The organism is Rhodococcus ruitaii (assembly GCF_055230935.1).
Window position 1 is genome coordinate 111,136 of sequence record NZ_JBUYWC010000012.1, and the last position, 13,732, is coordinate 124,867.

The window sequence follows — 13,732 nt, forward strand, 5'->3', positions numbered from 1 at the left end:
ATGCTCGAACTCGTCGACGTGCGCGTCGCATACGGACGCACCGAGATCATTCACGGCGTCTCGCTCGACGTCCCCGGAGACGGAGTGGTGGCCGTGATGGGCCACAACGGAGCCGGCAAGACGACGCTGCTGCGTGCTGCGGTCGGACTTCTACCCGTCACACGCGGAAAGATCCTCTTCGACGGCGAGGACATCACCGGACTACGTCCCGCCGCCCGTGTCGCACGCGGTCTCGCATACGTGCCGCAGGGGCAGCAGTCGTTCGGTCAGCTCACTTGCGCCGAGAACCTGCAGGTCGTCGCCGACGGACGCAAGAACGGCAAGAAGCTGATCGCCGACATGCTCGATCTCTTCCCCGCGCTCGTCCCCCTCCTCGATCGGCGCGCGGGCCTGTTGTCCGGTGGGCAGCGACAGCAGCTCGCCATCGCGCGGGCACTCATCACCGAACCGCGCATGCTCATCCTCGACGAACCCACCGAAGGCATCCAGCCGTCCGTCGTCGCGGAAATCGAGAACACCATCGTCGAGCTGAGCCGCTCGGGCACTCTCGGCGTGCTGCTCGTCGAGCAACACATCGGGTTCGCGCTCGACAACGCCCTGCGCTACTACGTCGTCGAATCCGGCCGCGTCACCTCCACCGGTGGCGGCGGTGCCGAGGCGGCACACACCGTCCGCGATGCGATGGCGATCTGATGACGACCGCGACGCACCGCGACCGGGTGTATCGGGCACTACGCGATGACCTGATGTCCGGCGTCTTGGCAGCCGATGAACGGCTTGGGGAGGAGAAGCTCGCGGAGCGCTACGAGGTGTCGCGCACACCCGTGCGGGAGGCATTGGCCAGACTGGTCTCCGACGGGCTCGTCGAACGCCGTACCGGTGGCCTGTTCCCGTACCGCCCGCGCTTCGATGACCTCGCCGATCTGTACGAACTGCGCATCACCCTCGAACTGCACGGCATTGCGCGTGCACTCGTGAATCCGACGATCCGTCACGACCCCGCCGTCCTCCGCGCGGAGTTGGATCGCTGGTACACGCTGCGCGCCGACCCGCCCGCACCCGATGCCGGTTTCGTCGCGCTCGACGAGCAGTATCACCTGGCGATCCTCGCGTCGTCCGGAAACCGCGCGTTGTGCGACGCCCTCAGGACGGTGAACGGCAAGGTCCGGCCGGTGCGGATGTTCGATTACCTGACGCCGGACCGCATGGCCGCGACCATCGACGAGCACATCGAGGTGGCCGAACTGCTGCTCGACGGCAGACTCGACGACGCACACCGGGTACTCCTCGGTCACATCGACACCTCCAGGGCTGTCGTGATCCGACGTGCGGAGGAAGCGCGTGCGATGACGCGCTTCGCGCAAGCGCTGCGGGACTGAGACGCACGTGTCGCGCGTGACTGAAGCCCGGCACTCGTGCACACTACGACCGTGACGCCACGAATCCAGCCCGGACGACTCAAGGAACTCGGCCCGATCAACTGGGTTGCGTGGAAGGCACTGTCGCGGGCCGCGGGCACACCCGACGCGCATCTGTTCAGCACCCTCGGTCGATCGGGCCGATTGTTCCGCGGATGGCTGCACTACTCCGGCATGTTGATGCCGTTCGGCAAGCTGAGCCGTTTCGAAGCGGAGATGGTAATTCTGCGGGTAGCCCACCTGCGTGCCTGCGACTACGAATTCGAGCACCACACGCGCCTCGGGCGCCGAGCCGGAATCACCGACCAGATCCGTGAACGGATCGTCACCGGCCCATCCGCCGAGGGATTGAGCCGGCGTCAACGTGCAGTCCTGACCGCCGTCGACGAACTGATCGGCACCCGGAACCTCACCGATAAGACCTGGGCGGCGCTCACGGAATTCTTCGACGATCGACGCATGATCGAGTTCAGCCTCCTCGTCACGCAATACGACGGTCTGGCCACCACCATCGGTGTGCTTCGACTCGACCGCGACTTCGGCGGCGAGTAGCGCGTCGTCCCCCTCTGATATGCCGGGTTGCTCCCGGCATCGCGTACTTCTTCGTGTTCCAGCGGCGACAGCTCTTTCTAACCGGCGCTTTACCGCAGGAAACCGGGACGAAACACCGGGCCCATAGCGTATACAGCAGTGTCCACAACGGCGGATACAGCAGCGGCACACTCACTTCCGCGCTGTCCGATGTGGATTCTGTTCGCCCGCCAATTTCGAAGGAGAACGCCGTGGCATTCGGATTCGACACCCTTCTCGTCGCGAATCGCGGCGAAATCGCGTGCCGCGTCATGCGCACCGCGCACCTGATGGGACTGAAGACGGTCGCGGTGTACTCGGATGCCGACGCGTCCGCCGCACACGTCGAATTGGCCGATATGGCAGTACGTCTCGGTCCTTCACCCGCCGCAGAGTCCTACCTGCGGGCCGACCTCGTAATCGAGGCGGCACTCACCACCGGGGCCGGCGCAATCCACCCCGGCTACGGCTTCCTCTCCGAAAACGCCGAATTCGCGTCCGCGTGCGAAGTCGCCGGCATCGCCTTCGTCGGCCCGACCGTCGAACAACTACGGGTGTTCGGCGACAAGCACACTGCGCGCGAAGCCGCACGCGCGGTGGGGGTCCCCCTCGTCGCCGGAAGCGGCCTCCTCCATTCTCTCGACGACGCACTTGCCGCGGCGAATGAGATCGGATACCCCGTGATGCTCAAGGCCGTCGGCGGCGGCGGTGGAATCGGCATGCAGGCCTGCCACGGGCCCGACGACCTGCGCGACGCCTACGACCGCGTACTGCGACTCGCCTCGGCGAACTTCTCGTCGTCGGGTATCTTCCTCGAACGGTTCATCGCGCACGCCCGTCACGTCGAGGTCCAGGTATTCGGTGACGGACGTGGGCGCACCATCAGCCTCGGCACGCGGGACTGCTCGCTGCAGCGACGAAACCAGAAGGTTGTCGAAGAGGCACCTGCACCCGACCTGCCCGACGAGATCGTCGAGCAGATGCTCTCGTCGTCGCGGGCCCTGGCGTCGTCGGTGCAGTACCGCTCCGCCGGCACGGTCGAGTTCGTGTACGACACCTCACGCGGCGAGGTGTCGTTCCTCGAGATGAACACCCGACTGCAGGTGGAACACCCGGTCACCGAAGAAGTGACCGGCGTGGATCTCGTCGCGTGGATGTTGCAGCTCGCCGGGGGCGAGACGAACCTGCTCGACGCGATACCCGACGCGGGGCCCGAGATCACGGGCCACGCCGTGGAGGCCCGTGTGTATGCGGAAGATCCTGGTCAGGACTACCGGCCCAGCTCCGGCCTCCTCACACACGTCGAGTTTCCCGCGCACACCCGCATCGAGACGTGGGTCGACACCGGCACGGCGGTCAGCTCGTTCTACGACCCGATGATTGCGAAGGTGATCGTGCGCGGCGAATCCCGCCGCACCGCGTTCGCTGCACTCGCCGAAGCTCTCGACGACACGAACGTCTATGGGGTTCAAACGAATCTGCCTCTGCTGCAGTCGATCTGCTCGGAGTCCACTGTCCTGTCCGCCGAGCACACCACCTCCACACTCGCCGCGCTGCCCGGAGCGACGCGCCGGATCGACGTACTGCGCGGCGGGACCATGACCACCGTCCAGGACTTCCCGGGCCGAACAGGTTTGTGGGAGGTCGGCATTCCTCCGTCCGGACCGATGGACGACCTGTCCATGCGCGCCGCGAACGTCGCGGTGGGCAACGCGGAAGGCGCAGCGGGACTCGAATGCACGCTCCAGGGTCCGCGATTGAGCTTCTCCGGCTCCACCGTCGTGTGCGTCACCGGAGCACCGACGGTCGTCACGCTCGACGGCGAACCCGTATCGATGTGGGAACCGATCGAGGTGCCCACCGACGGGGTGCTCGACATCGGAACACCGGCTGATGTAGGACTGCGCACCTACCTCGCGGTTCGCGGCAGTCTCGACGTGCCGCTGTATCACGGCAGCGCCTCGACGTTCACGCTCGGCGGCTTCGGTGGACTCACCGGCGCAGCAATCGCCACCGGTGATGTCCTCGGACTCGCCGACGCCGAGCCCCCGAGCGAGCCGGCACCAGTACCCACCGATCAGCGGCCCGAATTCGGCCACACCTGGCATCTCGCGGTGACCGAGGGCCCACAGCCCGCACCCGTGTATTTCACAGTCGAGGACATGGCGCAGTTCTACGACACGACGTGGACCGTCCAGACCCACGCGAACCGGACCGGTATCCGCCTGGACGGCCCCAAACCGACGTGGTCACGCACCGACGGCGGTGACGCCGGGCTGCACCCGTCGAATCTGCACGACAATCCGTACAGTGTCGGGTCGCTCAACGTCTCGGGTGATACGCCGATCCTGCTCGGTCCCGACGGCCCGAGTCTCGGCGGATTCGCGTGCCCGCTGACCGTGGTGTCGGGGCATCGGTGGAAGCTCGGCCAGATCCGTCCCGGCGACTCGGTGAGGTTCGTGCCGGTCTCGGACGAGGACGCGGCCGCGCTCCGCCACGGTGCGCACCGTTCGCTCGACGTACCGCCGACCGTGCCGCGCACCACCCTCGACGCCGGACGCCTCGGCCATTTCGACCCGATGCTCGACAGGCCCGAGGTCGCGTACCTGCGCGGTGGCGACGACAACATCCTCGTCGAATACGGCGAGATGACCCTCGACCTCGGCCTGCGCATGCGAGTCCACGCATTGTCCGAAGCTTTGACCGCGACGCAACTGCCCGGCGTCGTCGACGTCACCCCGGGTGTGCGGTCGTTGCACATCCATTTCGATCCCGACGTACTCCCCCAGTACAGGCTGCTGGGTGTGCTGCAGGATCTCGAAACCGAACTACCGACGACCCACGATCTCGTGGTGCCCAGCCGCACGGTCCGACTCCCGCTGTCGTTCGACGACCCGTCGATCTCCGAAGCACTCTCGCGATACCGCAGCGGTGTGCGCGACGACGCTCCGTGGTTGCCGTCCAACATCGAGTTCATCCGTCGCATCAACGGTCTCGACTCCGTGGACGATGTCCGCGACACCGTGTTCGACGCCGAGTACCTCGTCCTCGGCCTGGGCGACGTGTATCTCGGTGCGCCACTGGCAGTCCCACTCGATCCGCGCCATCGCCTCGTGACCACCAAATACAACCCGGCTCGAACGTGGACGCCGTCGGACGCGGTGGGTATCGGCGGCAAGTACCTGTGCGTCTACGGGATGGAATCTCCCGGCGGCTATCAGCTCGTCGGCCGTACGGTGCCCATCTGGTCCGGCTACCGGCAGTCGGGACCGTTCGAGAACGGTAAGCCGTGGTTGTTCCGGTTCTTCGACCGCATCGTCTGGGAGCCCGTCTCCCCGGAGCAGTTGCTCGAATACCGGGCCGCATCGAAGGCCGGGCGGTTCGACGCCGACATCTCGGAGGGAACGTTCGCGCTCGCCGACCATCTCCGATTCCTGGAGAACAACGCCGAGTCCATCGCAGAGTTCGACGTGAAGCAATCCACCGCGTTCGGGATCGAGAAGCAGGCGTGGCAGGACTCCGGCGAGTTCGACCGCGTCGAGGCCGCGCCGGTCGAGGTTTCCACCACGGTCGACCCGCTTGCCGGGATGCCCGACGGCTCCACCGTCGTCGAGGCCGCTCTCGTCGGTAACGTGTGGCGTGTCGAGGTCGCCGAAGGCGAGATCGTCGAGGCAGACACCACCGCCGTGATCCTCGAAGCCATGAAACTCGAGATGCCGGTCCGCAGCGAACGTGCCGGAACAGTCCTGAAGGTACTCGTCACTCCGGGCGCGAAAGTCGCACCGGGCACCCCCCTTCTCGTGATCGGACCTGCCGAATGACCACCGATGTCGTCACTTCCACCACATCCGCGACCGACCGTGCGCGCCGTGCTCTGAGCCGGATCGAGAAGGTCGACCGCCCCGAGGTGTGGATCACCCTGCGCGATGCAGCCGACATCCTCGCCGACGCCGCCGCCGTCGACGCACGTGTCGCGGCGGGCGAATCGCTGCCACTCGCAGGTCTCGTGGTCGCGGTCAAGGACAACGTGGATGTCGCCGGCCTCCCGACCACTGCGGGGTGCCCCGAGTTCGCGTACACACCGCAGACGACGGCATCGGGTATTTCCCGTCTCCTCGACGCGGGCGCAGTGGTCCTCGGGAAGACCAATCTCGATCAGTTCGCGACGGGTCTGGTGGGCACCCGCAGCCCGTACGGCGCAGTGCGATGCGCCTGGGATCCCGATCGGATTTCCGGTGGATCGAGCTCGGGGTCCGCGGCCGCGGTGGCCCTGGGTATCGCCGACATCGGAATCGGCACCGACACAGCCGGCTCCGGTCGTGTACCGGCGGCACTCCACGGCATCGTCGGGATCAAGGCGACACTCGGGGTGATCCCGACGCACGGGGTGGTACCCGCATGCGTCGACTACGACTGTCTCACCGTGTTCGCCGAGTCCCTCGACCTCGCTACACATGCGGCCGCCGTGATGGCAGTGCCGGATGAACGCGACCCGCGCAGCCGCGCGTGGCCCACCGATGTGCGCCTCGCCGCACCTGCGCAGATCCGGCTCGCCGTGCCGCGCCCGGAGGATCTGACGGCACTGTGCGCCGAGTACCGCGACGCGTTCGATGCGACCGTTCTCGATGCCCGCCGGTCCGGTATCGAGATCACCGAAGTCGACATTTCTCCGCTTCTCGATGCCGCAACCTTGCTGTACGACGGGGCATTGGTCGCCGAACGGCATGCGGCCGTGGGTAGGTTCCTCGCAACCGACCGGGCGGGCGCCGATCCCACCGTTGCCGCAATCGTCGCATCGGCAGCAAGGCCTGCCGCGCACGAATTGGTCATCGACCTCGACTCACTGGTCCGCACAAAGGCATACGCGCGTGCCTTACTGGACGGCCTCGACGGTCTGCTGCTCCCTACCACCACCGAGCATCCGACGATCGCTGCGGTGCAGAATGACCCGGTCGGCATCAATCGCCGGATGGGTACCTACACCAACTTCTGCAACCTGCTCGACATGGCCGCAGTTGCGGTGCCCGGCGTCACCACCTCCGACGGACATCCGTTCGGCGTGATGGTGGTGGTGCCCGGGTTCCACGACCAGGTGGCGGTCGACATCGCGGCACGCCTCACCGCCGTCGAAGCACCGAAGTTCGTCGACGCCGGAGTCGAGCTGGCGGTATTCGGCGCACACCTGCGGGGTCAGCCGTTGCATGTCCAGCTCGAGGACATCGGCGCCCGCTTCTCCGAGGAGGTACATACTTCGGCCGCGTACCGACTGATGGCGCTGAACACCAGTCCACCGAAGCCGGGCTTGGTACGACTCCGCGCCGGTGAGGGCGCCGCGATCGTCGGCGAGTTGTTCCGGGTATCCGAGGCCGGACTGGGCCGGTTCCTCGCGGCCCTGCCGGCCCCGATGACCCTCACGAGCGTGGAGCTGTCGGATGGTCGCTGGGTCGTCGGATTCGGCTGTACGCAGGATGCATCCGCGAACTCTTCTGACATCACCGAGTTCGGGGGCTGGGTAGCATATCTTCACGCCTGACTCAGACCGCGTGCCGGGGTGCGTAGACTGCTATGCCAGAAAAGTGGACAGGAGGCGGTTGCGATGGCGGACTACGATGAGGAGCGATTGAGCGGGATTCTGGCCGGTCTCGCTCGTTCCATGACAGACGACACCGACCTCGAGTCGTCGTTCGGGCGTCTGACCGCAGCAGCGATCGAATTGATCCCGGGTGCAGACGCGGCCGGAGTGCTCATGGTGACGGGTCCGTCCGACTTCGATACACACGCCGCCACCTCCGAGCTGACGAGGCAGGTGGACAGGATCCAGGCGGGGCTCGGCGAGGGTCCGTGCGTCGATGCCGCGCTGGAAGCGGAGATGACCCACAGCGCCGACCTGCGCTCGGATCCGCGTTGGCCGCGGTTTTCCGCTGCCGCGGTCGAGGCGGGCGTGCTCAGCATGTTGTCGTTCCGGCTGTTCACGCACGGTAACGAGTCGGGTGCCCTCAACCTGTTCGCGGCTGAACCCGGTTCGTTCGATGCCGAGTCGATGCACGTCGGCGGAGTCCTCGCGGCGCACGCCGCGATCGCGGTTCTCGCCTCCCGCAAAGAACTACAGTTCAAGTCTGCGCTCGCGAGCCGCGACCTGATCGGCCAGGCCAAGGGCATGCTGATGGAGCGATTTGCTGTGGGGGCTGAACAAGCCTTCCAGATGATGGTGCAGCTGTCGCAGGAAACCAACACGCCTGTCTCGGTGATCGCGGCCCGGATTGTGGAGGCCGGGCCGGGCCGCGCCTGAACGCTACGGGGATACGCCGGATCAGCGCAGGATCGTCAGCATCACCACGGAGTCGGTGTTGGCAACGAGTTTGTGCATGACGCCCTCGTCGACGTGGACCGCGACTCCTGGGACGAGCGAGACAGTCTTCTCCGCAGTACTGAACGACACGTCGCCGCTGGTCGCCTGCACGAGGATCGGTGCCGGCGCACGGTGATCCTTCAGGACCTGGCCCTGCGCGAAACCCATTCGGATCATGGTGGCGCCCGGCCTCGACACCAGCTTCTCGAGATGCGGGGCGTCGCCGTCCTTGACCTCGAGGTGCGCGAGTCCCTCGATCACCGTCATAGTTCCGCTGGAAACGGGTGTGTCGGTCATCGTGCCGCCTTTTTCTTCGCGATGATCTCGATCGCGACGAGGTGCTTCTTGTATTTGGTGAATGTGGACCGCATCTGCAGCACGCGCGCCCGAGCGTCGGAGTCCCGTAGTACATTACCCACGAACTTCACTGTACCGACGAGGCCTTCGTCGGCGAGAATGCGCTGGGGTTCGAGCAGTGCCATGGGCGCGAATCCCACGGTCTCGACCTCGAATCCGGCATCGGTCAGGAGTTCAGTCCATTCGGCCGCGGTGAGCGGACGTGCGTTGACCTTGATTGACCGTGCGAGGGACTTGCGGATCTCGGTCTTGACCTCGTCGTCGACCTCGTCGGGCTCGATCGCCAGTTCGTGGATTGCGTAGCGTCCACCCGGGCGGAGTACGCGCAGTGCCTCTTCGATGATCTCCGACTTGTGCTTGTCGGTCTGCATCGTGAGCATCGCTTCGCCGACGACGACATCCGCGGTTGCGGAGCCGAGCCCGGTCTTCGATGCTTCTCCGCTGACGACGGATCCCGCGCCCCCGAGGGCCTTTCTGGTCAGTTCGGCTGCGCTCTCGTCGGATTCGACTCCGACGTAGCTCTTGGGTGCGTAGTCGAGGATGTTCTGTGCGGTTCGGCCCAGACCCGGCGCGAACTCGACGACGTCGACGCCGCGCAGTTTCGCGTCGGCAAGCATCCGCTCAGTCAGTTCCTTGCCGCCGGGGCGGAGGACGCGCTTGCCGAGACGTGCGAGGAGCCAGTGCCCAGGTAGGTGGGCAGCATCCCGGTCTGCCAGAGGTAGTTCGTCGTCGGCTGGGCGTGTGTCGTTCATGATTCTCGGCCTCTCTCGCTGCACAACCCATCTGCAGGAGAAACCTACGGCAGATGCAAGGTGGACCATAGAGGCTTTGGCCCCTTTCTAAGGACATCCTCACCTAACCATGCTCGGGCAGTGACGACCATCCGGTTCCATCTCGTCGGACTCGTCCAACGCCCCACACCGAACGACAACAGCCCGCGGTGACGATCAAGTCACCACGGGCTGAGGTCGGTACATCCGAGCGGGGGTCCACCCGCGCGGAAGGTCAGAAGTTGATCATGTGTCCTGCGAGGCCGTGGATGGCTTCCTGCAGCGCCTCGCTGAGCGTGGGGTGCGTGTGGACGTTGCGGGCCAGTTCGTTGACCGTCAGATCCCACTTCTGAGCGAGGGTCAGTTCGGGCAGGAGCTCGGAGACGTCGGGGCCGATGAGGTGGCCGCCGAGGAGTTCGCCGTGGGTCTTGTCGGCGATCAGCTTGACGAAGCCGTTCGGGTCGCCCAGGCCGTGCGCCTTACCGTTGGCGGTGAACGGGAAGGTCGCGACCTTGATGTCGTAGCCTTCGGCCTTCGCCTGTTCCTCCGTCAGACCGAACGACGCGACCTGCGGCTGGCAGAACGTCGCGCGCGGCATCATGCGGTAATCGCCGAGCTCGAGGGTCTCGGCACCCCCGATGGTCTCGGCGGCGACGACGGCCTGAGCCTCGGCGACGTGCGCGAGCTGCAGCTTAGCGGTGACGTCACCGATGGCGTAGACGCCGGGGACGTTGGTGCGCATGCGCTCGTCGATCGCGATGGCGCCGCGATCGGTGAGGGCGACACCCGTGTTCTCGAGGCCGTAGCCCTCGACGCGCGGGGCGAAACCGACCGACTGAAGCACCTTGTCGACGGTCATCGTCTCGACGTTGCCGGACTTGTTGTCCTTGATCTCGACAGTGACGTTGGATCCGTTGTCGACGATCTTCTGGACGGCCGCACCGGTCTTGATGGTGACGCCGAGCTTCTTGTAGGCCTTCGTGATCTCCTTGGAGATGTCGGCGTCCTCGTTCGGCAGGGCGCGATCGAGGAACTCCACGATCGTGACGTCGACCCCGTAGTTCTTCAGGACGTAGCCGAACTCCATACCGATGGCGCCGGCACCGACGATGACGATCGAGCCGGGCAGTTCGCGGGTGAGGATCTGCTCCTCGTAGGTCACGACGTTGTCGCTGAGTTGCGTGCCCGGCAGCAACTTGGTGACCGAGCCCGTGGCGACGATGGCGTTGTCGAAGGTCACCCGTTCGGTGCCGCCCTTGGTGAGCGCCACCTCGATGGTCTTGGCGTCGACGAACGAGCCCTTACCGTCGTACTCGGTGATCTTGTTCTTCTTCATGAGGAAGTGCACGCCCTTGGTACGACCGTCGGCCACCTTGCGGCTGCGGTCGAAGGCGGCACCGAAGTCGAACGACACATCGCCCGAAATACCGAAGGTCTTGGCCTCTTTGTTGAAGAGATGCGCCAGTTCGGCGTTGCGAAGAAGCGCCTTCGAGGGGATGCAGCCCACGTTGAGACAGACACCACCCCAGTACTTCTGCTCGATGATGGCGGTGCTCAATCCCAGCTGTGCCGCGCGGATAGCAGCGACGTACCCACCGGGACCGGCTCCGAGGACAACGACGTCATAGTGTGAGGTCACAGCCATAGAGGGTAGTCCTGCCCGATCCCGCTGTCTGCCGATGGTCTGGTTACCCGCCGGTAAGGTGGATTCGCGCACTTACCGCTGCGCGCCGTACTGGCGCACCGCCACGGGCACCGCCACCACGAGAATCACCGCGATCCATCCGAATGCAGCGGCGACGGGATGATGCATCGGCCAGGCCGCATCGGCCGCGACTGCAGTTCCCGAGCCGAACAATTCCCGGAGCGCTGCCACCACCGCACTGATCGGATTCCACTCCGTGATCGCACGGACGACGGCGGGCATCGCCTCCGTGGGCGTGAACACGTTCGAGAACATGATGAGTCCGAAGATCATCGGTGCTGCCTGCTGCAGAACCTGTTCATCACGGATCACAATGCCGAGCAGGATGCCGAGCCAGCTCAGCGCCAATCGGAAAGCGAACAGCAAGAGAACTGCCAATGCGACCTCACCGGCAGGTGCGTCGATACGCCACCCGACCAGGTACCCGACGCCGATCATCGCGGCGAGGGCGACAGCGCCGAACACCGTCTCGGCGAACGCGAGACCGGTAGGCACACCGGATCGTGAGATTGGCAGGGCACGGAACCGGTCGGTGAGGCCGCTGCTCAGATCCGCATTGACCGTGCTCGCAGTGGCCATCAAACCCAACGCGGCCACGAGGACGAAGACACCCGGCATGAGGTACGACCGATACACCGAAGGGGCGGCGTCGCCGGCGAGCGTGCCGCCGAAGACGTAGCCGAACAGCACGACCATGCCGAGCGGCGCAGCGAGCGACACTGCGAGCAGCGCCGGTGAGTGGCGGTAGGTGGCCATGGTTCGTCCGAAGATCACGCGTGCCGCAGTGGCGGTGTTCACGGTGGGGTGTATGTCCGTGGATGTGGTCATGCCGGTGTCTCCTCCTTGGGATGGCCGGTGAGCGCGAGGAATGCCTCGTCGAGGCTCGCGCGGCGCCTGCCGATGTCGTGGACGTCGATTCCGTCGGCGTCGAGGGCGCGCAGAATCGGGAGCAATTCGGGCTCGTCGTCCAGCCCGAACGACAGCCGGATCGAGTCTTCGGGTAGGGCAACCGCTCCCAATTCCCGAGCATCGAAGCCGGCGAGAACCCTCGTGGCCCGGCCGCGCTGCGTGGGCGGGACGACCACATCGAGGCCGGTACCGACCGCAGCGGTGATCTCGGCCGGGCTTCCGGTGGTGACGGTGCGGCCGCCATCGAGGATCGTGATCGTGTCCGCGAGTCGTTCGGCCTCGTCCAAGTACTGGGTGGTGAGCACGACGGTGGTGCCTTTTGCGACGAAATCCAGCACGTATCCGAATATGTCGTTGCGGCTGCGCGGGTCGAGCCCGGTAGTCGGTTCGTCGAGGAACAACACCGCGGGGCGCACGACAGTACCCGCGAGAATGTCGAGTCGGCGCCGCATCCCGCCGGAATAGCTCTGCACCTGCTGGTCTGCCACCTCGGCAAGGTCGAACCGCTCGAGTAGTTCGCGGGTGTGACGGCGGGCGTCTCGGCTTCGCATTCCGGCCAGCCGCGCAACCATCGTGAGATTCTCGGCCCCGGTGAGCCGTGGATCGACGGAGTGGAACTGCCCGACCAACCCTATCCGCTGCCGCACCTGCACTGCGTCGGCGACGGTGTCGAAGCCGAGGACCCGAGCCTGTCCGGAGGTCGGGCGCAGCAGGGTCGCAAGCATGCGCACGGTGGTGGTCTTACCCGAGCCGTTCGGCCCGAGCAATGCGTGCACCGTACCTTCCCGCACTCGGAGATCCACCCCGTCGACCACCACGATCTCGCCGTAACGCCGGGTCAGGCCCTCGGTTTCGATGACGTTCACGCTCGTCTCCCTTCAATTGTGAACAACGTTCGCAGTTTCAGGATAGACCTATGCGAACGCTGTTCGCAATTGTGGGCGTGAGGCATGCTGGGAACGTGCCGACCTCACTCTGGCTGCGATCCGGCGAACCGAAACGCGGCCCCCGCCCCACTCATACGCTCGACGAAATCGCCGAGGCATGCGTCCACCTCGTCGACCGCGAGGGCATGCGCGCGCTGTCGATGCGCCGCGCCGCCGAGTCGCTCGGCACCTCGGCCGCGTCCCTGTACCGGTATGTGTCCGGAAAAGACGACCTACTCGCCCTGATGGCCGATCATGTTGCCGGCGAATACGAGTTCGCACCGCTCACCGGCGACGTGCGCGCCGACGTCCTGAACATCTCCGAGCAGTCGCGCGCGCTGCACCGGCGACACCCCTGGCTCCGCGAGATCCCTGCGACCGATCTGGGTCCGAATGCCGTCCGCTATCTCGATCACCTCATCGGCGCACTCACCCCCGCGAAACTCGACCCGACCGCCACCATGATGGGTGTCGCGCTTCTGAGCGGGTGGGTGACGAACTTCGCCGCGCAGGAATCCGCAGGCGATGTCGCCTCCGAATCCGGTGGTGGTGCAGAACATCTCGTCGCGATGCTGGTGCGCGGCGACTATCCGCACCTGGCGGCGCTGTTCGCCCGCACCGGCGACGACACCCCCACCGCACCACTCGACAACGACGTCGCGTTCGCGGCAGGCATCGACGCGATGTTGTTCGGTATTGCACCCGGCAACGGACTCTGACCCTGCGGG

General features: G+C 65.8%; 12 protein-coding genes. 7 read left to right on the top strand and 5 right to left on the bottom strand.

Features of this window, described 5'->3' with window-relative positions; all coding sequences use genetic code 11:
* The 6 genes from urtE to ACZI8W_RS17105 all read left to right on the top strand — a co-directional run bounded on the left by urtE (position 1) and on the right by ACZI8W_RS17105 (position 8,277).
* Complete coding sequence (urtE, locus tag ACZI8W_RS17080; RefSeq protein ID WP_463369690.1) at positions 1 to 693, top strand: urea ABC transporter ATP-binding subunit UrtE; 693 nt, start codon at positions 1 to 3, stop codon at positions 691 to 693.
* Positions 693 to 1,379: a GntR family transcriptional regulator gene (locus tag ACZI8W_RS17085; protein ID WP_463369691.1), complete on the top strand. Its 687-nt coding sequence runs from the start codon at positions 693 to 695 to the stop codon at positions 1,377 to 1,379. Before urtE ends, ACZI8W_RS17085 begins: the two co-directional genes overlap by 1 nt.
* Before the next feature lie 51 nt (positions 1,380 to 1,430).
* Positions 1,431 to 1,970, top strand: coding sequence for a carboxymuconolactone decarboxylase family protein (locus tag ACZI8W_RS17090; RefSeq protein ID WP_463369692.1), 540 nt, complete (start codon positions 1,431 to 1,433; stop codon positions 1,968 to 1,970).
* A gap of 290 nt (positions 1,971 to 2,260) precedes the next feature.
* On the top strand, positions 2,261 to 5,809 hold the full coding sequence (uca, locus tag ACZI8W_RS17095) for an urea carboxylase (protein WP_463369776.1): 3,549 nt from the start codon (positions 2,261 to 2,263) through the stop codon (positions 5,807 to 5,809).
* Positions 5,806 to 7,521, top strand: coding sequence for an allophanate hydrolase (atzF, locus tag ACZI8W_RS17100; RefSeq protein ID WP_463369693.1), 1,716 nt, complete (start codon positions 5,806 to 5,808; stop codon positions 7,519 to 7,521). Before uca ends, atzF begins: the two co-directional genes overlap by 4 nt.
* A 63-nt stretch (positions 7,522 to 7,584) precedes the next feature.
* A complete protein-coding gene (locus tag ACZI8W_RS17105; RefSeq protein ID WP_463369694.1) occupies positions 7,585 to 8,277 on the top strand; it encodes a GAF and ANTAR domain-containing protein in 693 nt (230 codons plus the stop codon).
* 21 nt (positions 8,278 to 8,298) lie between these two features.
* Here ACZI8W_RS17105 and ACZI8W_RS17110 read toward each other — a convergent pair whose 3' ends face one another.
* From ACZI8W_RS17110 to ACZI8W_RS17130, 5 genes are all read right to left on the bottom strand, one after another.
* A complete protein-coding gene (locus tag ACZI8W_RS17110; protein ID WP_463369695.1) occupies positions 8,299 to 8,634 on the bottom strand; it encodes a cupin domain-containing protein in 336 nt (111 codons plus the stop codon).
* Positions 8,631 to 9,446: a class I SAM-dependent methyltransferase gene (locus ACZI8W_RS17115; protein ID WP_463369696.1), complete on the bottom strand. Its 816-nt coding sequence runs from the start codon at positions 9,444 to 9,446 to the stop codon at positions 8,631 to 8,633. Before ACZI8W_RS17115 ends, ACZI8W_RS17110 begins: the two co-directional genes overlap by 4 nt.
* 253 nt (positions 9,447 to 9,699) lie before the next feature.
* Positions 9,700 to 11,103, bottom strand: coding sequence for a dihydrolipoyl dehydrogenase (gene lpdA / locus ACZI8W_RS17120; protein ID WP_463369697.1), 1,404 nt, complete (start codon positions 11,101 to 11,103; stop codon positions 9,700 to 9,702).
* A 78-nt stretch (positions 11,104 to 11,181) separates the two neighbouring features.
* Positions 11,182 to 11,997: an ABC transporter permease gene (locus ACZI8W_RS17125; RefSeq protein ID WP_463369698.1), complete on the bottom strand. Its 816-nt coding sequence runs from the start codon at positions 11,995 to 11,997 to the stop codon at positions 11,182 to 11,184.
* A complete protein-coding gene (locus ACZI8W_RS17130; protein WP_463369699.1) occupies positions 11,994 to 12,944 on the bottom strand; it encodes an ATP-binding cassette domain-containing protein in 951 nt (316 codons plus the stop codon). Before ACZI8W_RS17130 ends, ACZI8W_RS17125 begins: the two co-directional genes overlap by 4 nt.
* Positions 12,945 to 13,039: 95 nt before the next feature.
* Here ACZI8W_RS17130 and ACZI8W_RS17135 point away from each other — a divergent pair, with 95 nt between their 5' ends.
* A complete protein-coding gene (locus tag ACZI8W_RS17135) occupies positions 13,040 to 13,723 on the top strand; it encodes a TetR/AcrR family transcriptional regulator (protein ID WP_463369700.1) in 684 nt (227 codons plus the stop codon).
* The last annotated feature ends 9 nt before the right edge of the window (positions 13,724 to 13,732 follow it).

Bases quoted from the DNA above. Each gene is read 5' to 3' on its own strand.
- uca (WP_463369776.1), top strand. From the start codon at position 2,261: ATGCGCACCGCGCACCTGATGGGACTGAAGACGGTCGCGGTGTACTCG.
- ACZI8W_RS17105 (WP_463369694.1), top strand. From the start codon at position 7,585: ATGGCGGACTACGATGAGGAGCGATTGAGCGGGATTCTGGCCGGTCTC.
- ACZI8W_RS17115 (WP_463369696.1), bottom strand. From the start codon at position 9,446: ATGAACGACACACGCCCAGCCGACGACGAACTACCTCTGGCAGACCGG.
- ACZI8W_RS17085 (WP_463369691.1), top strand. From the start codon at position 693: ATGACGACCGCGACGCACCGCGACCGGGTGTATCGGGCACTACGCGAT.
- atzF (WP_463369693.1), top strand. From the start codon at position 5,806: ATGACCACCGATGTCGTCACTTCCACCACATCCGCGACCGACCGTGCG.
- ACZI8W_RS17125 (WP_463369698.1), bottom strand. From the start codon at position 11,997: ATGACCACATCCACGGACATACACCCCACCGTGAACACCGCCACTGCG.
- ACZI8W_RS17110 (WP_463369695.1), bottom strand. From the start codon at position 8,634: ATGACCGACACACCCGTTTCCAGCGGAACTATGACGGTGATCGAGGGA.
- urtE (WP_463369690.1), top strand. From the start codon at position 1: ATGCTCGAACTCGTCGACGTGCGCGTCGCATACGGACGCACCGAGATC.